A 21980-nucleotide genomic window follows, 5' to 3' on the forward strand; every position below is an offset into this window, starting at 1 on the left:
CGGTCAGCGTTTCTGCGGGGCGCGGGTGCGGTGCTCGACCGGGCCGCGGGCACGCAGCCGCAGGCGCGTCGGGTGCCTCGAGGAGGAGTGGTGCCGGGGGTGGGCGGGGATTCCGGGCTTGCGTTCGACGGGCGCGGGGCCGGGTCGCCCCATGATCACCAACGGGTCGAAGATCACCACGATGCCGGCCAGGACCAGGAGGGCGAGCGGGCCGAGCATCATGGGCGCGAGCAGGGCGGCCGCGGATTCTCCCGTGGCGGGATCGGCCGTCCCGTGGATGTGGATCTCCAGGGCGGCCATGCCGGTGTAGTGCATGCCGGTGACCGCGAGGCCCATGACGAGGCTCGCGCCCACGCTCCACAGGAAACCCTTGGCCTGCGCGGCCGCCCACAGGGCGGCGGTCGCGGCGGCCATGGCGATGGCGACGGACGCGGCGACGGTGAGGGTGTTGTACTCCAGCCGTCCGTCGAGGCTCATGCTGGCCATGCCCAGGTAGTGCATGGAGGCGATGCCGAGGCCGGTGATGGTGCCGCCGGTGAACAGGGCCGTTCCGGTGACACCCCGGTAGCCGACGATGAAGATCCCGATACCCACCATGACGACGGCGACGGCGAGACTGGCGAACGTCATCACACGGTCGTAGTGGATCGGCGTGCTCTCGATCGTGAAGCCCATCATCGCGATGAAGTGCATCGTCCATATGCCCGACCCGATGGCCGCCGAGCCCAGGGCGAGCCAGCCGGGGCGCCACGACCCGGCCACGACGAGCGGCCGGGTGGCGCATCTGAGCCCCAGGGCGCCACCGAGGCAGGCCATGAGGAAGGCCGCCACCGGTGTGACCAGACCGTAACTGAATCCGTCGACCGTGCTCTGCATGCGCGGCTGCCCTTCCCGCCCTTTGCGTCCCGGAATTCCCGGTTGTGAACCCCCTCCCAGGACCGCGTCGGCGGTCAGGGTTGACGCAGAGAGTATGACCTCACCGGAATGGTTGAACGACCATCGGGCAAAGAAACACGTCTTTGCCTCACTTGTGCGGCACCAGTGTGCGCAGTTGGGCAAGTCTGTTCAATCCGTGGTCATTCCGCGCCCACCCTCCGTCGACTCTCTGCTGTCACAGTTGAGCTGCCCGTGATACCTCGAAGAGGACGATGATCCGACCGCCCCGGCGTCGCCCGCCCGCCCGGCGGTGATCCGCCTGCTCGACGACGACCCGACCGCCCGACGCGAGGAGTACGCATGCACACGCGCACCGTTGTCGCCTCGACCACCGCACTCCTGGGAACCGCCGCCCTCCTGCTTCCCCTCTCCCCCGCACACGGCGCCGACAGTGCCGCGCTCCCCCTGGTCGTCGCCCACCGGGGCGCCTCCGGGTACGCACCTGAAAACACTCTTCCGGCCGTCGACAGGGCGGCCGGGCTCGGTGTCGACTGGGTGGAGAACGACGTCCAGCGCACCAGGGACGGCGAACTCGTCGTCCTGCACGACGACAGCCTGGCGCGCACCACGGACGTCGAGGAGGTCTTCCCCGGCCGGTCCCCCTGGAAGGTGAAGGACTTCACCGCGGCGGAGATCGCCCGGCTCGACGCGGGCAGCTGGTTCGGTCCCGCCTTCGCGGGCACGCGCGTGCCGACGCTGGAGCAGTTCGTCCGAAGGGTCGAGCGGCACGACCAGAAGCTGCTCCTGGAGATCAAGAACCCCCGGCTGTACCCCGGCATCGAGGGCGAGACCCTGAAGGTCCTGAGCAACGAGGGGTGGCTCGACCGCGCGCATCTGGAGAACCGGCTGGTCGTGCAGAGCTTCAGCGCGGACAGCGTACGGACCGTGCACGAGCTGAAGCCCGGGGTGAGGACCGGCTTCCTCGGAGCGCCTCCCGTGAAGGACCTGCCCGCTTACGCGGACTTCGCCGACCAGATCAACCCCTCGCACGCCTCCCTGTCCGTCGGTTACGTCGCCGCCGTCCAGGCTTTCGAGGGACCGCACGGCAAGCCTCTGGAGGTCCTCACCTGGACGGTGGACGGGGCGGCCGCGGCCCGGCGGGCCGCCCGGTTCGGTGTCGACGGGATCATCAGCAACAAGCCCGACGTGGTGCGGAACGCGGTGGGCGGCTGATCTCTCCTCACTCCTTCCGGGGTGTCGGTGGCGGGTCGTACGGTAGGGCGCATGGACAGCCATGGGCAGTACGAGCAGCGGGTCGTGTGGGCCGTCGTCGGCACCGGCATCGGTCCCCTGCTGCTGGCCGCGACCCGCGAGGGCCTGGTCAGTGTCGTGTTCCACGCCACGGACGAGGTCCGCGACAGCGCGCTGGAGCGGCTGGCGTCCCGGCTCGGCAGCGAGCCCGCCGAGGAGCCCGGTTCTCCGCTGATCACCGAGGCGATACGCCAGGTCGAGGCGTACTTCGCGGGTGAGCGGCGCGCTTTCGACCTGCCCCTGGACTGGTCGCTGATCTCCGGCTTCAACCGGGAGGTCCTGCGCGAGCTGGCCGCAGGCGTGCCGTACGGCACGGTCGTGGGATACGGCGATCTGGCCGGCCGGGTCGGCCGGCCGGAAGGCGCCCAGGCCGTCGGCGCGGCGATGGGCGCGAACCCCCTGCCGGTGGTCGTGCCCTGTCACCGGGTCGTGGAGAGCGACGGCGGCATCGGTGGCTTCGGGGGCGGGCTGGAGACCAAGCGCCGGCTGCTCGCCCTGGAGGGCGTGCTGCCGGACCCCTTGTTCTGACGGCCGGACCCGGTCGCACGGGTCAGTCGTAGTGCCGCGCTTCGAACACGTTTCCGTCGGGATCGCGGAAGTAGAAACTGCGCCTGGCGGGTCCGCGTGCCCCGAAGGAGTCGTGCGAGAGGTCCGTCATGGGTACGGACTGTTCCCCGAGACGGCTGCGGAGGGCGTCGAAGTCGTCCGCGGGCAGGGACAGACAGACGTGGTTGACGGGGTGGCCGGAGGCTTCGGCGGCGCCGGGCAGCATCGTCATGCGTTCCGCCATGGCGAGCGGCATGAGGTCGAGGATGGTCTCCTCGTTGATCCGCACCGAGGGGAAGGGCGCCTCCCCCACGGAGAAGTCGGCGAGTCTGACCGCTTCCAGGCCGACCGCCTTCTCGTAGAAGCCGGCGGCCGCGATCGGATCGCGCACCCAGAGGACGACGTGGTCGAGGCGTGCCGTGTTCCCGGTCGTGGGTTTCTGCGTCATGGGTCCCAGGTTCCGCGAGATCCGTGGTGGCCCGCAAGGTGTTTGACCGGCCACCTGGCCCGCCAGGGATGAGGGAGGAGCGACAGACGGGAGACGGCGCGTGAGCCCTACGGTGTCCGAAGAGGTACGGGAGGCGATCGCCGCCCGTCGGCCGGTGGTGGCCCTGGAGTCCACGATCATCGCGCACGGGCTTCCCCGGCCGCGCAATCTCCGGGTGGCGAGGGAGCTGGAGGCGGCGGTGCGGCGGGAGGGCGCCGTGCCCGCCACGGTCGCCGTGCTGGACGGGCGGCCCCGGGTCGGCCTGGACGGGGAGCAGCTGGAGCGGATCGCCCATGAGGACGGCATCCGCAAGCTCGGCCATCGCGACCTGCCGCTCGCGGTGGCGTCCGGGGCGAGCGGTGCCACCACGGTGTCGGCCACCGCCCTGCTGGCCGCGCTCGCGGGCGTACGGGTGTTCGCGACCGGCGGCCTCGGTGGCGTGCACCGTGAGTGGACGGTGACCCAGGACGAGTCGGCCGACCTCGGGCTGCTGGCGCGGACCAGGATCACCGTGGTGTGCGCGGGCGTGAAGTCGATCCTGGACGTACCGGCGACGCTGCAGCGGTTGGAGACCCTGGGGGTCGCGGTCGCCGGGTACGGTACGGACCGCTTCCCCGGCTTCTACCTGTCGGACTCCGGGCATCCCGTGGACTGGCGGCTGGACGCGCCGGAGCAGGTGGCGGAGACGATGCGGGCGCAGGACGCCCTGGGCGGACCCGGGTCGGCGCTGATCGTGGCCAATCCCGTGCCCGAGGAGGAGCAGTTGGACCCCGGGCTGCACGCGCGGGTGCTCGACGAGGCGTTGCGCGCGTGCGAGGAGGAGGGGGTCACCGGTCAGGCGGTCACTCCGTTCCTGCTCGACCACCTGGTACGGCACACCGACGGTGCGTCCCTCGCCGCCAACCTGGCGGCGGTCCGGGGCAACGTACGGCTGGCGGCCCGCATCGCGACGGCCTGGACCGGGGCGTGAGGAGACGTGACGGCGGTAGTCCCGGATGACAGGGGCGGCGGCGCTGTCGGGGCGGACCGTGCGGCGGAGGCGGCCGGCGCGCGCTCCGGCGCGGGTGCCCGGTCCGGTGCGCTGCTGGTCGTCGGTGACGTCATCACCGATGTGGTCGCCCGGCACCGGGGGCCGCTCGCCCCGGGTACGGACACCGCGGCGGCGATCCGGACGGTGCCCGGCGGTGCGGGAGCCAACGTGGCCTGCTGGGCGGCGTGCTGGGGCGACGCGGAGGTGCGGCTGCTCGGGCGGGTGGGCGAGGACGCGGCGGCGTGGCACACCCGGGAACTGGCCGCCTGCGGGGTGCGTCCCCTGCTGGTGGTCGATCCGCAGGCGCCCACCGGGAGCGTGATCTGCCTGGTCGACGAGGGCGCGGCGGCCGAGCGGACCTTCCTCACCGACAGTGGCGCCTCGCTGCGGCTCGAACCCGCCGACTGGTCGGACGCGTTGCTGGACGGGGTGGCGCGGCTGCACCTGTCGGGCTATCTGCTGTTCGGCGAACCGGGCCGGGCGTTCGTGGCGGTGGCTCTGAAGGCGGCACGCGCGCGTGGAGTGCCGGTGAGCGTGGATCCGGCATCGGCCGGTTTCCTCGCACAGCTGGGTGCCGACCGGTTCCTGTCCCTGGTCGAGGGTGTGGACATCCTGCTGCCCAGCCGGGACGAGGCCTGCCTGCTCACGGGGTTGTCCGGGGCGGCGGACGCGGCGGCGCGGCTGAGCCGGCGGGTTCCGCTGGTCGTGTCCAAGCAAGGAGCCGAGGGCGCGCTGCTGGCCCGGGCCGGCCAGGTGTGTGCCCGCGTTCCCGCCGTAGCGGCGACGCCCCGGGACAGCACGGGCGCCGGCGACGCCTTCACGGGCGCGTTCCTCATCGCCCTCATGGGGGGCGCCGACCCGGAACGTGCGGTGGCCGAGGGGTGCAGGGCGGGTGCGCTGGCCGTGCGTCAGGTGGGAGGCCGCCCGCCACGACCGGCCTGACGGCCTCGGACGACGTCCGTTGTCCGTCGTTCGTCGTTCGTCGTTCGTCGGACCGTGATTCCAGGTTTGCGTCCCGCCTCCCCGGACAGGGACCAGGCCACACGTCTCCAGGCCGAGACCACAGGGGGCGTCACCAGGTCCAGGTGCCGTGGCGACGACGGCGACGACGGCTACGGCGACGGCGAGGCTGTGGCCGCGCCGGCGGTACGGCTACGGCACGGTCATCGGCGTCATACCCGTCGCGTGTCCGCTGCCGTACCGGTCCGTTGCCGTACCGGTCCTTCCGGCACGGCGGCCGGCCCCGGCACCCACGGCCGCACCCCACCGCAGGGCACGAGGGCACGGCACAACGGCGCGCGTTCAGCCGGACGGGGCCCTGGCGTAGACGTGCTCTGCCCAGGTGGCGATCTGGTCGTCCGTCAGGTGCTGGGCGAGATCGGCCTCACTGATCATGCCGACCAGACGTTTGTCCTCGATGACGGGGAGCCGGCGGATGCGGTGTGTCTGCATCTCTTGGAGGACCTCGCCGACGTCGGCGTCCGCCGCGATCCAGCGCGGTGTGCCCTTGGCCATCTCCCCCGCGGTGACCCTGGCCGGATCGTGGCCCGTGGCGACACAGCCGACGACGATGTCGCGGTCGGTGAGGATGCCGCACAGGCGCTCGTTCTCGTCGCTGATGGGCAGCGCGCCGACGTTCAGTTCGCGCATCAGCTGAGCGGCGCGGTCGACCGTCTCGTGGGCGGGGATCCACTGGGCGCCGCGGTGCATGATGTCTCCGGCGGTGGTCATGGGGTACCTCCCGGTGCCGGACGGCCGGCGCGGCACGGGGCGCACCGCGAGTACCGGCGCCCTTCATTGTCGTCGTGTCACCGGGGCCCCGCACCTTCGCCCGGGCGTCTCAGCCGTGCCACGCCGGGTGGCGGAGGTCGTCGGCGCGTACCAGGACGTCGGCGGTGCCGGCCGGGTCGGCCTCCCGCTCGTAGCGCTCGAAGGCGGGCAGGGTCCAGTGCCCGTCCTCGGGGGTGCGGCGGCGCAGGGCGCCCGGGGAGAGCGAGACGTGGACGCTCAGGTCGAAGGGGAACCAGTGCCGCAGGAGGAGCGGGCCGTGCAGCAGCAGTACGCCGCCGGGCGGGAGCGGGACGTAGGGGCTGCGGGTGGCGCGGTCGGTGACCGGGTCCCACAGATCGGGCAGGACCCTTCCGTTCCCGCCGGGTTCGAGGGGTCCGAACACCTCGCGCCAGAGGGCACCGGTGTCGTACCAGCCGTCGTAGTACGACTCCACGTCCCGGTGTCCGTACTCCAGCCGGACCGAGGCGGGGCGCAGGAAACCCTCGGCGCTCACGACGACGGAGGGACGTCCGCGGACGCGCAGGGCGTCGGCGACCCGTTCGGCGAGGTCTTCGGGACGGGCGGCCGGAGCGCCGTCGAGGGCGACGCGCGGCCAGGGGCCGCCGTCGGACGTCCTCAGCGTCGCCGCACGCCCGGCGAGAAGCTCGCCGAGCCGGTCCCAGGTGATCGCTTCGAATCGCACACCGCCATGATGCTCCGGCCGGCTGGACGCCCGCGTATGGCCCCGCGACGCTCGGCCATGGGCGCCGTGCCCGGGTCCGGCTTCACTGGTGGTGACGGTGGCCGCCGGGAGGATTCCCGGCCGGGGACGGGTGGGAGCTGACGACGTGACGGATGGACCGTACTTCGTGCTGACGGTGCTGGGTGTGCTCGGAACCGGGCTGGTGGCGGGGGCCTTCTGCGCCTTCTCGACGTTCGTGATGCGGGGGCTCGCGGAGCTGCCGCCCGCGCGGGGTGTGGCGGCGATGCGGTCGGTGAACGTGGCCGCGGTGCGGGCGCCCTTCATGCTGGTGTTCCTCGGTTCGGCGCTGCTGTGCGCGGCGATCGCCGTGGTGACCCTGGTGACGGGACCGGACGAGGGCGCGGCCTGGCTGCTGGCCGGCAGCGCGCTGTATCTGTTCGGCGGGTTCGGGGTCACCGCGGTCGCGAACGTGCCGCGCAACAACGTGCTGGCCGGGCTCGACCCCGGCTCCGCGCAGGCCGCCGTGTACTGGACCGCGTACGTGCGGGGGTGGACACGGTGGAACCATGTGCGCACGATCGCCTCGGCGGGTGCCGCGGTGGCGTACGTACTGGCCCTCACCTGACGGCGCGGAAGGCGCGGACGGCACGAAAGAAGCGCGAAAAGCGCTGTCGGCGGGCCTGCACGCGGGCATGAGCGGTCGTATCGTGGCCAGGAGGATGCCGGGCTCCGGAGAGCGCCGGGGCCGGAGCGCGAGGCCGGAACCGGAGCGCGAGGCCGGAGCGCCGGTCCGCGGAGACGAGAGACGCCGGGAAGGAAGCCGTCCCGGCCCCCGGGAGTGCGTGCCGTCCGAGAGTGAACGGCACGGCCGCTCGCGCACGCAGGGAAGAACGCGCACGCAAGGAAGACGGCTGCCATGGCCGATCCCAAGGGGTTTTTGACCACGCCGCGCCAGGACTGGCCGCGCAGGCCCGTCGGGGAACGGGTCCGGGACTGGGACGAGGTCCACGTCCCCGGCGCGCTGCTGCCCATCGTCGGTCCGCAGGCCGACCGCTGCATGGACTGCGGTGTCCCCTTCTGTCACGACGCCTGCCCGCTGGGCAATCTGATTCCCGACTGGAACGACCTGGTCGCGCGCGACGACTGGTGGGCCGCGGCGGAGCGGCTGCACGCGACCAACAACTTCCCCGAGTTCACCGGCAGGCTGTGCCCGGCGCCCTGCGAGGCGGGATGTGTCCTCGCCATCAACCAGCCCGCCGTGACCATCAAGAACGTCGAGTGCGCCATAGCCGACCGGGCCTGGGAGGAGGGCTTCGCCGGGCCGGCCCCGCCGGACCGGCTCTCCGGCCGGACGGTCGCCGTGATCGGCTCGGGCCCCACCGGACTGGCCGCGGCCCAGCAGCTGACCCGGGCGGGCCACACGGTCGCCGTGTACGAGCGGGACGACCGGATCGGCGGGCTGATGCGGTACGGCATCCCCGAGTTCAAGATGGAGAAGCGTCATCTGGAGCGGCGCATCGGGCAGATGCGGGCCGAGGGCACGAAGTTCCGTACGTCCACGACGGTCGGGCGCGATGTCGACGCCGCCGGGCTGCGGGCGCGTTACGACGCCGTGGTGATCGCCACCGGGGCGACCGCGTGGCGCGAACTGGACGTCCCCGGACGGGAACTGACCGGTGTCCACCAGGCCATGGAATACCTGCCGCTGGCCAACCGGGTGTGCGAAGGGGACCTGGAGGCCTCCCCTCTGTCCGCCGCGGGCAGGGACGTCGTCATCGTCGGGGGCGGTGACACGGGCTCCGACTGTCTGGGTACGGCCGTGCGGGAGGGGGCCGCGTCCGTGACGCAGCTGGACATCTACGACCGGCCTGGCGGCGAGCGCGACGAGGCCACCGAGCCCTGGCCGACGTACCCGAAGCTGTACCGGCTGTCCGCCTCGCACGAGGAGGCCGGTGCGCTGCGGACGGCGCCGGAGGCGGCCGAGGACTCGGACGCACGGCTGTTCGCGGCGTCCACGCTGCGTCTCACCGGCGACGCGGACGGGCGGGTGCGGGCGTTGCACCTGGTCGGGGTGGACGCACAGCGCCGCCCTCGGCCGGACACCGAGCGGGTGCTGCCCGCCGGCCTCGTCCTCCTCGCGCTCGGCTTCTTCGGCCCCGACCGGGGGGACGGGCTCGTCGCCGGGCTCGGTCTGGAGCTGGAGCCGCGCGGCACGATCGCGCGCGACGCCGGCTTCGCGACGAACGTGCCGGGCGTGTTCGCGGCCGGGGACGCCGCCCGCGGGCAGTCGCTGATCGTGTGGGCGATCGCCGAGGGCCGCGCGGTGGCGGCGGCCGTCGACCGTCACCTGACCGACGGCACCACCCGGCTCCCGGCCCCCATCGGCCCGTACGACCGTCCGATGACCGTGTGACGCACCCCGCGACGGGGAACGCGCCCCTCGCCCTCGGAGCCCCCGGCCTGCCCGGACCTACGGCTTGCGCCCGACCGCCCCGTACCCCGGGATCACCCCGTCGTCCTGGCCGGGTACGGGCTCGCCCAGTTCGGGGTGCCACAGCTGGGGCACCCGGACGCCGGGTTCGACCAGTTCGAGGCCGTCGAAGAGGCGGGTGAACTCCTCGCGGGAGCGCAGGGCCAGGGTGACGCCCGCGGCCTTGAGCTTCTCGGTGGCCGCCTTCGATTCCTCGGGGGTGAAGTCGGACGTCGCGTGGGAGATCACGAGGTAACTGCCGGAGGGCAGATCGGCGAGCAGCCGGCCGACCAGCTCGTGGGCGCCGTCCTCGTCGGAGATGAAGTGCAGCAGCGCGATGAGGGAGACCGCGACCGGCCGGTCGAAGTCGAGGATCTTCCGCGCGCCCTCCAGGATGCTCTCCGGCTCACGCACATCGGCCTGGAGGTACTCGGTCACCCCCTCGTCGGTGCCGCGCAGCAGCGCGCCGGCGTGGGCCAGTACGATCGGGTCGTTGTCGCAGTAGACGACGCGCGCGTCGGGTGCGATCTCCTGGGCGACCTGGTGGAGGTTGGGCTCGGTGGGGATGCCGGTGCCGATGTCGAGGAACTGGCGTACGCCCCGGCCGGCGAGCCAGCGTGTGGCGCGCTGCATGAAGGCGCGGTTCACCCGCGCCATCACGGGCACCCGCGGGTCGAGGGTGAGCATCTGCCGGCCCATGGCCTCGTCGACGGGGTAGTTGTCCTTGCCGCCGAGGTACCAGTCGTACATCCGCGCGGTGTGCGGCTTGCTCGTGTCGATCTCGACGGGGGGCTGCTGCCCGGTCATGACGAACTCCGTAAGTGTCTGCAACTGTTAGTGATCAATTTCAGTGCCAAGCAGTGTGGTGAGCGGAGCGGGGGGAGTGGGCGGGAGGGGGGAACAAGCAACGTTGGGTGGACGCCGGCAAGCAACGGTAGAGCGGTCGACGAAGGTCAGGACAGCAGGAAATCCGCCTCTCCCGCTTTGGCTCCCTCGATGAAGGCCGTCATCTCGGCCGAGGTGTAGATGAGCGCCGGTCCGTCCGGGTCGGTGGACTGCCGTACGGCGATCCGGCCGTCGTCGAGCTTCATCGCCTCCAGGCAGTTGCCGCCGTTGCCACCGCTCCACGGCTTGTGCCAGCCCTCGCTGCCCAGCTCCCGCGCGGGCATGCCGTTGTAGATCATCTCGGTGCGGACGCGCGGTGGGGGCACCGGCGGGGAGGACAAGGACAGGGACAGGGGTTTGATGTGGTTCATTCACAGCTCCTTGCGGAGATCCCTGAGGATCACCTTCGTGCGATGTGCTGTAGCGGCCTGCGCCGCCATGCGGTCCATGACCTCGAGGTGGGTCGCCACCTCGGAGCGCGCGTCCAGGTAGACGGCGCCGGTCAGGTACTCGCTGTAGACCATGTCCGGCAGTTCGGGCATGGCGAATCGGAACAGCACGAACGGCCCGTACGTGCCGGGGTGCGGCCCGCTGGCGAACGGGGCGACCTGCAGCGTGACGTTGGGCAGCCTCGTGGCCTCGATCAGTCTGTCGATCTGGGCACGCATCACCTCCGGGCCGCCGACCGGGCGGCGCAGCGCCGTCTCGTCCATCACGACCCACAGCCGGGGCGCGTCGTCACGGGTGAGCAGATCCTGCCGTTGCATGCGCAGGGCGACGTGACCCTCGATGTCCTCGGGCCGGGTCTGCCCGATGGCACCCGAGCGCAGCACGCCACGTGCGTAGTCCTCGGTCTGCAGCAGTCCGGGGACGAAGTGGGGCTCGTAGCTGCGGATGAGCGTAGCCGCGCCCTCCAGGCTGACGTACATCGAGAACCAGCCGGGCAGAATCTCGTGGAAGCGCTGCCACCAGCCGGGCCGGTTGGCGTCCTCCGCCAGCTGTACGAAGGCGTCGGCCTCCTCGTCGGGGACGCCGTAGGCCTTCAGCAGGAGCTGGAGGTACGGGATCTTGAGCGCGACCTCGGCCATCTCCATGCGCCGGACCGTGGCGGGGGCGACGCGCAGGACGCGTGCGGCCTCCTCGCGCTTGAGGCCGGCGCCTTCCCGCAGATCCAGCAGTCGCCGGCCGAGGACGACCTGGCCGACCGTCGGCGCGGACCGCGGTTCGCTCACGCTCCACCTCCCCGAAAAGGATTCCTGACGTTCCCGGCGTCGCTGACGCCGACAGCCCTGACAGCCCTGCGGCGCCAATCCGAGAGCCGTTCGAAGTTCCGCTCAAGCCCATCGACTCGAACGTTTCTTCGACGACCTCAACTGGCGCCGCGTGGGGTGCTGTTGCGAGCAGTGTGCCACGGCCGTCCAGACCGTCACACAGCACTCTGGATTTTTCAGAGTGACACTTGCCAAGTGTGCACGGCGGGGCGATAGTGGCAAGCGTGATTCCGTCCGCGCCCTTAGGAACAGACGCCGCTGCGCGCCCCTTCGGTCCCGGCCCCGCCCAGGGAGCCGCCGACCCCGCGGGGGCTGTTGTCCAGCGCCGGTTCCGCTTCGAACTGGCCGCCCATCCGGGTTCTCCCGCGCAGGCCAGACGCCTGACGAGGGCCCGGCTGACCGGCTGGTCGGTGTGCGAGGACACCTGCGACACAGCGGCTCTGGTCGTCTCCGAACTCGTCACCAACGCCATCGTGCACACGGCGAGCAGTCACATAGTCTGCGAGCTGCACGACGGCGACGAACTGGTGCGCATAGCCGTGCGCGACGAAGGCTGCGCGCCCGGCCGGCCCCGTGCGAACACCCGGCAGCAGCCGGAGGAGGAGCACGGGAGGGGACTGCTTCTCGTCGACGCCGTGTGTCACGCCTGGGGCGCCCACGAGCACGGTCCCGGCCTGCTGGTCTGGGCCGAGCTGCCCCGCAAGGCCGACACACCGCGCCCGCCCGACGGACCGCACAACGACCTCGGCTGGGGCGAGCGCCCCAAGCCGGGCCCGGCCGACGGCCGGGACGACGCCGAGGAGCCCGAGCAGCGGCACCGCTCCGAAGCGGCTCCGCCGGCCCCGCACGCATCTCCTCGTCAGCACACGACCCCGCGCCGGCACCTCCGGGACGGGGGGTGGGTGTGACGGGCTCTCGGACCCTGAGCCTGAACACGCTGGTCCGTCTCCGACGCGGGCTGCACACCCCGCCCGCACCGCCCCGGCGCCTGCCCGTCCCCGACGGGATGACGGCGCCGATGGGCTGCGACGCGGTGGCGGTGCCGGCCCGTTTCGGACCGCTGGTCATGCCCCGGCTGCCACGGGTGGGGTGCGTGTACGCCGATGAGGCGCACTGGTGGTGGCTGGTTCCGTCCGATTCGGACTACGCCCTGGAGTGGCCCGCCCCCGCGCGGTACGACACGGGGGCCGTCGTACCGGACGCCCCGGACCTCCCCGGTCTGATCCACCGCCCGGACGGGACGCTTCCGTACACTCCGCCGATACCGCTCTACCTGGCGGTGTGCCGCCTGACGGACACGGCCCCGAGCTGGGCCCGCCCGGTCACCGCATAGGGTTCCCGGGCCTCACGCGAGCGCGTCGGCGCTGCCGTCGCCGCCGCGGACGATCACCAGGAACGTGTCGGTCGCGAGGTCCATGACCACCTCGGCGGGCAGGCCCTCCGCACGTCGTGCCCGCGCGAACTCCTCCGCGGGCCAGGACCCGCGCGGTCCACCCGCGGGAAAGCGTTCAAGCACCGTTCGCCCGTTCACCGGCAGCCTCTCGTCCAGCGTTGCACTCGTGGAGTCAAACGCCGACGACGGGTGATCGCCTCGCGCGGAGACCGTACTGAGACGTAGTTGACACGCGTTCACCTTCAGGTGTGAGCCGGCTCTCCGATCTTCCGAACGTCCGGCCGCTTTCCGCACGTAAACCCCTACTCGCCGTGTTCGTCGTGGTGGCGGATGCGCTCGCTTCCCGCGGGGCGCCGAAGGCCGTCGCGCGCCCCTCGGCCCTGAGCGCGCCCTTCGCACGGGTGACGGCCTTCTCCTCGACCAGGAGTTCCGCTCACGCCGCGCGCCGGCCCGCGCGAGACGATCCCCGAAAGCGACATGGTTCCTCCTGCGCAACGGTCCCGTTGCGCGAAGTGGCCGGCGCCCTCACCGGAACTCGGGCGCCCGGTTCCAGGGTTCTTCGCGCCGCCCCCGCTCAGGTGTCGCGGGGGCCCGGCTCACCTCGCGACGGGTACCTCCGGCAGCCGGACTCCCACCCGCTCGCGGCACACCGCCAGGTCCTTCCGGAGTTCGGCGAGCCGCTCGGTGTGGCGGGGGTCGAGCCGGCCCGTGTCGTCGAGGTGGACGGCGCAGGCGGTGGTGGCGTCGACGAGTTCCTCGAGGAGGGCGGCGAACTCGTCCGTGCCGCGGGAGTGCCGGGCGAGCGCGGGCAGCTCGGCGGAGGCGAGGGCGATGGCGGTACGGGCCTCGGCAAGAGTGCGGTAGGCCTCGCGGCGCAGGACCCAGCGGGCGGCGCGGTCGTCGGAGGAGCCGAGCACATGGGCGAGGTAGGTGTGGGCGGCGCCGTCCGCTTCGGTGAGCCGGGCCCGGATGCCGTGGCCGCGCTGTCCCGGCATCGGGAGATGGCCGACGACGAGCACGATGGCGCAGGCGAGCAGCGTCTCGCCGATCCGCGCGACGGAGGCCTCCGGTTCACCGCCCACCATCACCAGGGCGAGCACGAGCACGGTGACGACGGTGGTCTGCGCGGCGAAGTGCCGGGCGGCGACGGGGATGAGCGCCCCGCTGACCGCCACCAGCACGATGAGCCCTTCCGGCCGGGGCAGCACGGCGGCGAACCCGGCGAAGAGGAGCGCCCCGAGCACGGTTCCGGCGGCGCGGTTCAGCACCCGGGAGGCGAGGGGCCCGAGGTCGGGCTTGACGAGGAAGACGGCGGTGGCGGGCAGCCAGTACCAGTGTTCGTGCTGCCCGTACCAGCGGGAGTGGTACAGGGCCTGGGCGACGGCGACGCTCACGCCGAAACAGAGGGCGACCCGCATGCCGTACTCCCTCCCCCGGGCGCCGAGGACGGTACGGGTGCGGGCGGCGCGGGACCGGCGGCGCGTGTGCAGGTCACCGCCCTCGGCCCGGTCGAAGGCCACGGCGGCGCGCAGGAGGGCGTCGTCGAGGGCGCGCAGCGCGGGGACGGACCGGGACGGCGCGGGCAGCGCTCCGGTGGGGGCGCCGCCGCGTACGGCGACGGCGAGCCGCCGGGGCCCTTCGGACGCACGGGCCGGCACGGTCTCCCCCGCCCAGGCCAGCGCGGTCGCGGCCTCGGCCAGCGGCAACGCGGCGGCGTACTGCGCGTGCAGTCGCCGTTCGGCCGCGGAAGCGGCGTACCGCCGCAGCCGGGGCCCGGCGAGCGCGTCCTGGGCCTGGTCGAGGGCGGCGGTGAGCGCGGCCCGCCGCGTGGTGGCGGTGTCCGAGCCCGCGGCGTCGAGCAGCGCGGCGACGGCCTCGTACACACCCGCCACGGCGTGCCGCTCCCCGTCGAACCGGAAGCCGAACCGGGAGTCCCCCGTCAGAGAGCCCGGAGTGGGCAGCGCCAGCCGCAGCAGGAGCAGCCAGCCGGCCCCGGCGAGGTAGGCGAGCGCCCGCTCCCAGCCGCTCTCCGGCAACGGCATCCCGGCGCCGACCGCGACACCGACGAGCAACTGCGTGCCGACGGCGGAACCGACCGGCCCGAGGGCACTGATCCCTCCGGCGACCAGACCGAGCCCGGCCATCAGCAGCGTCAGCAGGACGGCCGGGGTGTGGTCCCCCGCGTACGTCCCCACGGCCAGCCCGGCCGCCCCCGCGAGCGCGGGCACCCCGATCCGTCCGACCGAGGCCCGCCGGCTCCCGGGCCGGTCGTTGATCCCGGCGAGCATGGCGCCGATGACGGCGGCGACCCCGACGGTGGGCTGCCCGGCGAGCACCGCGACGAGCAGCACCGGCCCGGCCGACAGCGCCCCACGCGTGACCGCACTCCACGGAACCGGCCCGCGCTGGGCCCGCAGGGCATGGGCGAGCCACGGGGGTACGGCGGGCGCGGTGCGGGACACGGGGCTCCAGTCGTCACGTCGGGGGCGGGGCGGGCTCGCGGGCGACGGTGACCGGGCGGGGGGCGTGGTGTCCACGGTAAGCGGAGTGGGGCGAGGGAAGCGAACGCGCGCGTTTCCGGGGTGTGACGATGCGGACCAAGCCCGCGTTCCTCCGTGAACGCGGCTCCGTCGAGCCCCGAGGACCCGGCCGGACTCGGCGGTTTCGAGCTGCTCGGCCACCTGGACACCTAGGTCGCGGCCGGCCCCCGCAACGCCGTGCCCGGACGGCGGGTCGGGCCGCGGCCCGCTCCTGGTGGGCGCCCTCGCGGACGGCTGGGGCGCCACACCCCGGCCGACCGGCCCGGGCGAGACCGTGTGGGCGGAGCTCTCCCGCCGCACCGCCGCTGAAAGCCCGGCAACCTTTCCGGCGGCTGTGACCACTGCCGGGTCGAAAGCGCGTGTTCTCCCGCACCACATAAGGACTCATCCGTGGCATCCCCCTCCCACCGCCGCCCCCGCCGCAAGTGGCGCGGCGCCCTGGTCCCGGCCGTCGCCGTGACCGCCGCCGGGCTCCTCATGTCGCTGGTCGTCGCCCTCACCCCCGACGACGGCTCCGACACCGTGCGGGCCACGGCCACGTCCGCCACCGGCGTTGACGCCGGCGCCCGGCCGAGCGTCCCGCCCACGGCGACCGAGCGGACACCGAAGGCGGAGCCGTCCACGGCGTCTCCGGCCCCGAAGGCCTCCGCGACGACCACGGCGGCCGAGCCGTCGCGCGGGAGCGCCCCTGCCGCCACCCCGCGCCCGGCTTCCGGCGGGGCACCGCTGCCGGGGCGGATCGAGCCCGGGGCCACCTACAGCGGAGTCGCCACCCACTACGACGCCGGGGACGGCGACGGCGCCTGCCTGTACGGTCCGAGCCCCGACCGTATGACCGCGGCGATGAACACCGCCGACTACGAGACGTCCCGGGCGTGCGGGGCGTACGTCCTGGTCCGCGCGGCCGGCGGCGCGTCCGTGACGGTCCGGATCACCAACGAGTGCCCCTCGCCCTGCGCTCCTGGACAGCTCGACCTGAGCAAGGAAGCCTTCGCCGAGCTCGCCGGCCTCTCCGCCGGGCAGATCCCGGTCACGTGGAGCCTGCTCAGCCCTGATACGTCCGACACCGTCTCGATCCGCTACAAGACCGGTTCCAGCAGCCACTGGTGCGGCATCCAGGCGATCGGGCACCGCAACCCGCTGGCCCGGCTGGAGGTCGGCACCGGCTCCGGCTGGCTCCGGCTGACCCGTACCGGGTACAACTACTTCCTCTCCCCCGACGGCACCGGCTGCGGCGGCGCCCTGAGACTCACCGACATCTACGGGGAGCGGCTGACCGTCGACGGCATCAGCGTGCGGCCGGATGTCGTGCAGCCGACGCGTGTCCAGTTCGCCCGGCACTGACACGGTGCCGTCCACCCGTGGCCCCGGCGGGGCGCGGTCGGCACGCCCGGCGTCACGGCCTGGGCCGTCCTCTCGTGACTGCGTCGAGCCGGTCCGCCACGAAGCTCATGTGCTGCAGGCGACCGGCCCTGATCCAGGTCTTCTCCGTGCCGCCCGAGCCGTCGGAGCCGTGTGCGGTCCGACGCGATACCTCACGACGACGTACGCCGTGACCGGCGCGGATATGAGGCGACCGAGGGAGGGCGATCGAAAATCGGATGCGGTGGCGTGCCGGGTCGCACAGGATCGGGGAGTTGTCCGCCGTACCCGTGGATCGGAGTCCGTGTGATCCGGCGCGTCACCGTCCCCACGCTCTTCCCGCCGCCCGCCTACTCCCACGCCTGTGTCGTCGAGGCGGGCGCCAGGCCGGCGTTCCTCGCCGGGTCGGTCCCGCTGGACGCCGGCGGGAAGCTGGTCGGCGAGGGGGACCCGGTGCGGCAGGCCCGGCGGGTGATCGCCGACCTCGAGGAGCAGCTGCGGGCGGTGGGCAGCGACTTCGCCCATGTCGTCGCGACGGACGTGTACGTCGTGAGCGGTGAGCCCGCGGTGCTCTCCGCCGTGTGGGACGTGGTGGAGGCGTCCGGGCTGAGCACGGGTCCCCACGCGTCGACCCTGATCGGCGTGGCCTGCCTCGGGTACTCCGGGCAGCTCGTGGAGATCACGGCGACGGCGGTCGTACCGGACGCCGCCGACGCGTGACGACCGGCGACCGGGCGGTGGGTCCGCGCCGGGCCGTTTCGGGCGACGGCGCCGACGGCGCGGCCGCCGTCCGGCTGTGGCCCTTCGCCGCCGCGCTGCCGGGCGTGGTCCGGCCCCGCTCCGACGACGAGGTGTACGGCTGCTTCCGCCACGTCCTCGTCCCCCGCGGGAGACGTGGGCGGGGGAAGCGGCGGACATCGCCGACCGCCGGCGAGGTCCGTCCACGGACGGCCGTCAGGTGACCTTGACCCAGTCCAGGGTGCGCTCCACCGCCCGTTTCCAGTCCTGGTAGCCGCTCTGGCGCCGCTCCTCGCTCCATTCCGGGTTCCAGCGCTTCGACTCCTGCCAGTGGGAGCGCAGTTCGTCGGTGTCGCGCCAGAAGCCGACCGCGAGCCCGGCGGCGTAGGCGGCGCCCAGCGCGGTGGTCTCGGCGACCACGGGACGGCTGACCGGCACCCCCAGCACGTCGGCCTGGATCTGCATGCACAGGTCGTTCGCGGTCACGCCGCCGTCGACCTTGAGCACGTCCAGGTGCACGCCCGAGTCCTGCTCCATGGCCTCGACCACGTCGCGGCTCTGGTAGCAGATGGCCTCCAGCGTGGCCCGGGCGATGTGCGCACCGGTGTTGTAGCGGGCCAGGCCCACCATGGCGCCCCGGGCGTCGGAGCGCCAGTACGGGGCGAAGAGGCCGGAGAACGCCGGCACGAAGAACATCCCGCCGTTGTCCTCCACCGAACGCGCCAGCTGCTCGCTCTCCGCGGCACTCGTGATGATCTTCAGCTGGTCGCGCAGCCACTGCACGGCGGCGCCGGTGACGGCGATGGAGCCCTCCAGCGCGTAGACCGCGGGGCTGCCCGCGAACTGGTACGCCACCGTCGTCAGCAGGCCGTGGCTGGAGCGCACCAGTTCCGTGCCGGTGTTGAGAACCAGGAAGTTGCCCGTGCCGTAGGTGTTCTTGGCCTCGCCGGGGGAGAAGCAGACCTGGCCGACGGTCGCCGCGTGCTGGTCGCCGAGTACTCCGGTGATCGGGACGGCGGCGCCCAGCGGCCGGGAGGTGCGGGCCTCGCCGTACGCCTCGGCATCGGACGAGGGGTGGATGGCCGGCAGCATCGAGCGGGGGATGCCGAAGATGTCCAGCAGTTCGTCGTCCCAGTCCAGGGTCTCCAGGTTCATCAGCATGGTCCGGCTGGCGTTGGTCACGTCGGTGCAGTGCACACCGCCGCCCGGGCCGCCGGTGAGGTTCCACAGCACCCAGGCGTCCGTGTTGCCGAACAGGGCGTGGCCCGCCTCGGCGGCCTCGCGCAGCCCGTCCACGTTCTCCAGCAGCCACTTGATCTTGCCGCCGGAGAAGTAGGTGGCCGGCGGCAGTCCGGCCTTGTGGCGGATGGTGTCGCCGTGGCCGTCGCGTTCGAGGGCGGCGGCGATGCTGTCGGTGCGGGTGTCCTGCCAGACGATGGCGTTGTAGTACGGACGGCCGGTGCGCGGGTCCCAGACCACGGTCGTCTCGCGCTGGTTGGTGATGCCGATGGCCCGCAGATCGGCGGCCGACAGTCCTCCGGCACGGAGGCCGTTCTGGATCACCGTGTTGGTGCGCTCCCAGATCTCCACCGGGTCGTGTTCGACCCACCCCGACCGCGGCAGGATCTGGCTGTGCTCGAGCTGGTGCCTCGCCACCTCGTTCCCTGCGTGGTCGAAGATCATGAAGCGCGTACTGGTGGTCCCCTGGTCCACCGCGCCGACGAATTCGGGCATCGTTGCCGCCTCCTGGTGTGCCTAGGGTTCTTCGGTGGCCGGGCCTTCTTCGGCCTCTCCCGCCCGGGCCTTGAGCACCGGGCTGATGAGCAGGTCGTACACGGCCATCCCGAGGACTCCGCCGATGAGCGGGCCGACGATGGGAATCCACCAGTAGCCGCTGAACCATTGGAATGACCCGGGCAGGGCGATCGAGCCCCAGCCTTCGAAATAGGTGAACAGCCGGGGGCCGAAGTCCCGTGCGGGATTGATCGCGTATCCGGCATTGGTGCCGAACGTCAGACCGATGACGACGACCACCAAACCGATGATGAACGGGTGGAGATTCGCCATGGGGGCCGTGTTGCGCATATCGATGAGCGCGCAGATCAGAAGAAGCAGAATTGCGGTGCCCACGATCTGGTCGAGCAAGGGGCCCCACCATGAATTCCCGAAGTATTCGGCGGGGAATGTGGCGAAGATCGAGTAGGTTGCCAGCGATTCGTCCCGCGGGACGCCCGCCTGGGTTTCGGCCGCGACGATCGCCCATCTGTAGCAGGCGTAGACGAGCGCGGCGGCCACGAAGGCACCCACGACCTGCGCCAGCCAGTAGGGCAGGACCTTCCGCCAGGGGAAGTCCCGTCGTACGGCGAAGGCCAGGGTCACGGCGGGGTTGATGTGGGCGCCGCTGATACCGCCGGCCACATACACGCCGAACACCACGGCGAGGCCCCAGCCCCACGCGATGATGAGCCAGTTGTCGGCCCCGAACTCCACCGCCTGCCGACCCGATCCGGGCAGTCCGACGACGGCTACGGCCACCGAACCAACACCCAGGAGAATCAGGACGAATGTTCCCAGAAATTCGGCGATCATCTCACCGAAGATGCCTTCTCGATAGCCACGTCGTCGGGTGATACGTTTAGCCACCGGCCCTCCTCGGCTGGAATTCCGCTGCGATTTCATCCCCTTGTCGGAAGCGTATGTCCGCCGGGGGGATCACGCTTGCGGGGAGCCGGAATTCCCTCTCATGGAGCACACGGTGCGGCGGTGTTCATCCGCCGCGCGCGTACCGGTCCGTCGCCGCCACCAGTGCGTCGTCGCCGACGGCACCGGCGTCGTGGCCGGCCTCGTCCACGATCGTCAACTCGCTGTCCGGCCAGGCGTGATGGAGCCGCCAGACGATGCCCAGGAGGTTGCCGAGGTCGAGGCTGCCCTGGACCAGCGTGCCGGGGACGCCCTTCAGGAGGTGCGCGTCACGGAGGACGACGCCCTCGTCGTTGCCCTCTCCGAGGAAGTGGTCGTTGCCCCAGTAGTGGGTGACGGTGCGGGCGAAGCCCCTGCGGAACCCGGGGTCCTGGAAGCGCGCGACCGAGCCCGGCGGCGCGGGGATGATCGCCGTCTCCCAGTCGGTCCAGGCCCGCGCGGCCCGTTCCCGGACGTCGGGGTCGGGGGACTCGAGCAGTCTGTTGTAGGCGGCGGCGAGGTTGCCGTCGCGCTCACCGGCGGGCAGTTCGCCGACGAAGCGTTCGAAGGCCTCCGGGAAGAGTTTCCCCAGCCCCCGGGTCAGCAGGGCCACCTCGGGGTCGGACCCGGTGGTGACTCCGGTGAGCACCAGCTCGGACACCGCACCGGGGTGCGTCTGCGCGTACCGCAGTCCCAGCGCCGAGCCCCAGGACACGCCCCACACCAGCCACCGCTCGATGCCCAGGTGGGCGCGCAGGCGCTCCAGGTCGGCCATGAGGTGGGCGGTCGTGTTGACGCTCATGTCGGTGGTGTGGTCGGCGGCGCTCGGTGTCGAACGTCCGGCGCCGCGCTGGTCGAGGAGCACGACGCGGTAGGCGTCGGGGTCGAAGTAGCGGCGGAGGCCGGGGGTCGCGCGGCTTCCCGGACCGCCGTGCAGCACCAGCGCGGGCTTGCCGTGCGGGTTCCCGCAGGTCTCCCAGTACACGCGGTTGCCGTCGCCGACCTCCAGCATGCCCCGGTCGTACGGTTCGATGTCCGGATAGCGGCCCATCGGAGCACCGTAACGCGCGTGGCGTGGGGGGTCTTCTCATTTTCGCGTGGGCAGTCCCGCTGCTTCGGCCGCCGTGCTCAGTACCTCCCGGAGCATGGTGGGGGTGAGCCGGCCGGTGAAGGTGTTGCGCTGGCTGACGTGGAAGCAGCCGAAGAGGCACAGGCCGTCGCCGTCCGGGGCGGGGAGCGTGACGTGGGCGCCGTGGGCGAAGACGGGCCGGGGGCGGGGCACGGTCCAGCCCGCTGCGGCGAGGGCGGGCAGCGAGGCCTGCCAGCCGAAGGCACCGAGGACGAGGACGGCCCGCAGCGTCGGCCGCAGCAGCCGCAGTTCCCGCACCAGCCAGGGCCGGCAGGTGTCCCGTTCGCCGGGGGTCGGTTTGTTGGCGGGCGGGGCGCAGTGCACGGGCGAGGTGATGCGTACGCCGTACAGCTCCAGGCCGTCCCCGGTGTGCGTGGACGTCGGCTGCGAGGCGAGTCCGACGTCGTACAGCGCCTCGTACAGCACGTCCCCGGACCGGTCCCCGGTGAACATCCGTCCCGTGCGGTTGCCGCCGTGCGCGGCGGGCGCCAGCCCGACGATCAGCAGCCGGGCGTCCGGCGGCCCGAATCCCGGCACCGGCCGGCCCCAGTACGTCCAGTCGGCGAACGCGGCGCGCTTGGTACGGGCGACCTCCTCACGCCAGTCCACCAGCCGCGGGCAGGCACGACAGCCGGTGACGCGCCGGTCGAGGGCGGGAAGGCCGCAGGGGTCGCGGACACCGCAGGAGGCGGGGAGGTCGGGAAGGCCGTGGAAGTCGGGGAGGCCACTGGGGTGCTCCATCCCTCCACGGTAGGACGCACCGGCCGGCGCCGGCGGGCGCCCCGTCCGC

At 72.6% G+C, this 21980-nt stretch carries 24 protein-coding genes; 11 read left to right on the forward strand and 13 right to left on the reverse strand.

All coding sequences use genetic code 11. The features are described 5' to 3' along the window. Positions 1-3: 3 nt before the first annotated feature. The gene (locus tag ACWZEH_RS07430) at positions 4-876 is read right to left on the reverse strand and encodes an MHYT domain-containing protein (RefSeq protein WP_456196729.1); all 873 of its coding nucleotides are present in this window, start codon (positions 874-876) and stop codon (positions 4-6) included. A 360-nt stretch (positions 877-1236) separates the two neighbouring features. Between ACWZEH_RS07430 and ACWZEH_RS07435 the strand changes: the two genes are divergently transcribed. Both ACWZEH_RS07435 and ACWZEH_RS07440 read left to right on the forward strand, forming a co-directional pair. Beyond that, positions 1237-2109, forward strand: coding sequence for a glycerophosphodiester phosphodiesterase (locus ACWZEH_RS07435; RefSeq protein ID WP_456196731.1), 873 nt, complete (start codon positions 1237-1239; stop codon positions 2107-2109). Between the two features lie 51 nt (positions 2110-2160). Further along, complete coding sequence (locus tag ACWZEH_RS07440; RefSeq protein ID WP_456196733.1) at positions 2161-2715, forward strand: methylated-DNA--[protein]-cysteine S-methyltransferase; 555 nt, start codon at positions 2161-2163, stop codon at positions 2713-2715. Positions 2716-2737: 22 nt separating this feature from the next. Here ACWZEH_RS07440 and ACWZEH_RS07445 read toward each other — a convergent pair whose 3' ends face one another. Next, positions 2738-3181, reverse strand: a complete 444-nt coding sequence (locus ACWZEH_RS07445; protein ID WP_456196735.1) for a VOC family protein — start codon at positions 3179-3181, stop codon at positions 2738-2740. Positions 3182-3281: 100 nt separating this feature from the next. Here ACWZEH_RS07445 and ACWZEH_RS07450 point away from each other — a divergent pair, with 100 nt between their 5' ends. After that, complete coding sequence (locus ACWZEH_RS07450) at positions 3282-4190, forward strand: pseudouridine-5'-phosphate glycosidase (protein ID WP_456196737.1); 909 nt, start codon at positions 3282-3284, stop codon at positions 4188-4190. A gap of 111 nt (positions 4191-4301) precedes the next feature. Next, a complete protein-coding gene (locus ACWZEH_RS07455) occupies positions 4302-5192 on the forward strand; it encodes a carbohydrate kinase family protein (RefSeq protein WP_456199486.1) in 891 nt (296 codons plus the stop codon). A 360-nt stretch (positions 5193-5552) separates the two neighbouring features. Here the strand turns inward: ACWZEH_RS07455 and ACWZEH_RS07460 are convergent, their stop codons facing one another. Beyond that, positions 5553-5981 (reverse strand): CBS domain-containing protein, encoded by a 429-nt coding sequence (locus ACWZEH_RS07460; RefSeq protein WP_456196739.1) that lies wholly within the window; start codon positions 5979-5981, stop codon positions 5553-5555. A gap of 109 nt (positions 5982-6090) precedes the next feature. Further along, on the reverse strand, positions 6091-6723 hold the full coding sequence (locus ACWZEH_RS07465; RefSeq protein ID WP_456196741.1) for a nucleoside/nucleotide kinase family protein: 633 nt from the start codon (positions 6721-6723) through the stop codon (positions 6091-6093). A 145-nt stretch (positions 6724-6868) separates the two neighbouring features. Here ACWZEH_RS07465 and ACWZEH_RS07470 point away from each other — a divergent pair, with 145 nt between their 5' ends. Next, positions 6869-7348, forward strand: a complete 480-nt coding sequence (locus ACWZEH_RS07470) for an anthrone oxygenase family protein (RefSeq protein ID WP_456196743.1) — start codon at positions 6869-6871, stop codon at positions 7346-7348. Positions 7349-7639: 291 nt separating this feature from the next. Beyond that, positions 7640-9136 carry a glutamate synthase subunit beta gene (locus ACWZEH_RS07475; protein WP_456196745.1) on the forward strand — a complete coding sequence of 499 codons (1497 nt, stop codon included), beginning with the start codon at positions 7640-7642 and terminating at the stop codon, positions 9134-9136. 57 nt (positions 9137-9193) lie between these two features. Here ACWZEH_RS07475 and ACWZEH_RS07480 read toward each other — a convergent pair whose 3' ends face one another. The 3 genes from ACWZEH_RS07480 to ACWZEH_RS07490 all read right to left on the reverse strand — a co-directional run bounded on the left by ACWZEH_RS07480 (position 9194) and on the right by ACWZEH_RS07490 (position 11310). Beyond that, the gene (locus ACWZEH_RS07480) at positions 9194-10000 is read right to left on the reverse strand and encodes an SAM-dependent methyltransferase (RefSeq protein ID WP_456196747.1); all 807 of its coding nucleotides are present in this window, start codon (positions 9998-10000) and stop codon (positions 9194-9196) included. Between the two features lie 146 nt (positions 10001-10146). After that, positions 10147-10449, reverse strand: coding sequence for a DUF397 domain-containing protein (locus ACWZEH_RS07485; RefSeq protein WP_456196749.1), 303 nt, complete (start codon positions 10447-10449; stop codon positions 10147-10149). After that, positions 10450-11310, reverse strand: coding sequence for a helix-turn-helix domain-containing protein (locus tag ACWZEH_RS07490; RefSeq protein WP_456196751.1), 861 nt, complete (start codon positions 11308-11310; stop codon positions 10450-10452). A gap of 254 nt (positions 11311-11564) precedes the next feature. On the opposite strand from ACWZEH_RS07490, the gene ACWZEH_RS07495 reads away from it, so the two are divergent. Both ACWZEH_RS07495 and ACWZEH_RS07500 read left to right on the forward strand, forming a co-directional pair. After that, positions 11565-12257, forward strand: coding sequence for an ATP-binding protein (locus ACWZEH_RS07495; RefSeq protein ID WP_456196753.1), 693 nt, complete (start codon positions 11565-11567; stop codon positions 12255-12257). After that, positions 12254-12682, forward strand: a complete 429-nt coding sequence (locus ACWZEH_RS07500; RefSeq protein WP_456196754.1) for a hypothetical protein — start codon at positions 12254-12256, stop codon at positions 12680-12682. Before ACWZEH_RS07495 ends, ACWZEH_RS07500 begins: the two co-directional genes overlap by 4 nt. 12 nt (positions 12683-12694) lie before the next feature. Here ACWZEH_RS07500 and ACWZEH_RS07505 read toward each other — a convergent pair whose 3' ends face one another. Both ACWZEH_RS07505 and ACWZEH_RS07510 read right to left on the reverse strand, forming a co-directional pair. Next, positions 12695-12880, reverse strand: coding sequence for a hypothetical protein (locus tag ACWZEH_RS07505; protein WP_456196756.1), 186 nt, complete (start codon positions 12878-12880; stop codon positions 12695-12697). 458 nt (positions 12881-13338) lie between these two features. Next, on the reverse strand, positions 13339-15204 hold the full coding sequence (locus tag ACWZEH_RS07510; protein WP_456196758.1) for an FUSC family protein: 1866 nt from the start codon (positions 15202-15204) through the stop codon (positions 13339-13341). Between the two features lie 468 nt (positions 15205-15672). Between ACWZEH_RS07510 and ACWZEH_RS07515 the strand changes: the two genes are divergently transcribed. From ACWZEH_RS07515 to ACWZEH_RS07525, 3 genes are all read left to right on the forward strand, one after another. Next, positions 15673-16626 (forward strand): expansin EXLX1 family cellulose-binding protein, encoded by a 954-nt coding sequence (locus ACWZEH_RS07515; protein ID WP_456196759.1) that lies wholly within the window; start codon positions 15673-15675, stop codon positions 16624-16626. Positions 16627-16950: 324 nt separating this feature from the next. Continuing rightward, positions 16951-17364, forward strand: a complete 414-nt coding sequence (locus tag ACWZEH_RS07520) for a RidA family protein (RefSeq protein WP_456196761.1) — start codon at positions 16951-16953, stop codon at positions 17362-17364. Beyond that, a complete protein-coding gene (locus ACWZEH_RS07525) occupies positions 17361-17606 on the forward strand; it encodes a hypothetical protein (RefSeq protein ID WP_456196763.1) in 246 nt (81 codons plus the stop codon). Before ACWZEH_RS07520 ends, ACWZEH_RS07525 begins: the two co-directional genes overlap by 4 nt. On the opposite strand, the gene glpK is transcribed toward ACWZEH_RS07525, so the two are convergent. The 4 genes from glpK to ACWZEH_RS07545 all read right to left on the reverse strand — a co-directional run bounded on the left by glpK (position 17599) and on the right by ACWZEH_RS07545 (position 21931). Next, complete coding sequence (glpK, locus tag ACWZEH_RS07530) at positions 17599-19116, reverse strand: glycerol kinase GlpK (protein ID WP_456196765.1); 1518 nt, start codon at positions 19114-19116, stop codon at positions 17599-17601. The two genes, ACWZEH_RS07525 and glpK, sit on opposite strands and share 8 nt — an antisense overlap. Positions 19117-19137: 21 nt before the next feature. Continuing rightward, complete coding sequence (locus tag ACWZEH_RS07535; protein ID WP_456199487.1) at positions 19138-19971, reverse strand: MIP/aquaporin family protein; 834 nt, start codon at positions 19969-19971, stop codon at positions 19138-19140. 178 nt (positions 19972-20149) lie between these two features. Beyond that, positions 20150-21112 carry a prolyl aminopeptidase gene (pip, locus tag ACWZEH_RS07540; protein ID WP_456196767.1) on the reverse strand — a complete coding sequence of 321 codons (963 nt, stop codon included), beginning with the start codon at positions 21110-21112 and terminating at the stop codon, positions 20150-20152. 36 nt (positions 21113-21148) lie between these two features. Continuing rightward, positions 21149-21931 carry a uracil-DNA glycosylase gene (locus tag ACWZEH_RS07545; protein ID WP_456196769.1) on the reverse strand — a complete coding sequence of 261 codons (783 nt, stop codon included), beginning with the start codon at positions 21929-21931 and terminating at the stop codon, positions 21149-21151. Positions 21932-21980: the final 49 nt, after the last annotated feature.

The sequence above is a fragment of the Streptomyces yamdrokensis genome (assembly GCF_053890455.1).

Coding starts and splice junctions, on each gene's coding strand:
- ACWZEH_RS07430 (WP_456196729.1), bottom strand. CDS start 876: ATGCAGAGCACGGTCGACGGATTCAGTTACGGTCTGGTCACACCGGTG.
- ACWZEH_RS07435 (WP_456196731.1), top strand. CDS start 1,237: ATGCACACGCGCACCGTTGTCGCCTCGACCACCGCACTCCTGGGAACC.
- ACWZEH_RS07440 (WP_456196733.1), top strand. CDS start 2,161: ATGGACAGCCATGGGCAGTACGAGCAGCGGGTCGTGTGGGCCGTCGTC.
- ACWZEH_RS07445 (WP_456196735.1), bottom strand. CDS start 3,181: ATGACGCAGAAACCCACGACCGGGAACACGGCACGCCTCGACCACGTC.
- ACWZEH_RS07460 (WP_456196739.1), bottom strand. CDS start 5,981: ATGACCACCGCCGGAGACATCATGCACCGCGGCGCCCAGTGGATCCCC.
- ACWZEH_RS07475 (WP_456196745.1), top strand. CDS start 7,640: ATGGCCGATCCCAAGGGGTTTTTGACCACGCCGCGCCAGGACTGGCCG.
- ACWZEH_RS07480 (WP_456196747.1), bottom strand. CDS start 10,000: ATGACCGGGCAGCAGCCCCCCGTCGAGATCGACACGAGCAAGCCGCAC.
- ACWZEH_RS07485 (WP_456196749.1), bottom strand. CDS start 10,449: ATGAACCACATCAAACCCCTGTCCCTGTCCTTGTCCTCCCCGCCGGTG.
- glpK (WP_456196765.1), bottom strand. CDS start 19,116: ATGCCCGAATTCGTCGGCGCGGTGGACCAGGGGACCACCAGTACGCGC.
- ACWZEH_RS07535 (WP_456199487.1), bottom strand. CDS start 19,971: ATGATCGCCGAATTTCTGGGAACATTCGTCCTGATTCTCCTGGGTGTT.
- pip (WP_456196767.1), bottom strand. CDS start 21,112: ATGGGCCGCTATCCGGACATCGAACCGTACGACCGGGGCATGCTGGAG.
- ACWZEH_RS07545 (WP_456196769.1), bottom strand. CDS start 21,931: ATGGAGCACCCCAGTGGCCTCCCCGACTTCCACGGCCTTCCCGACCTC.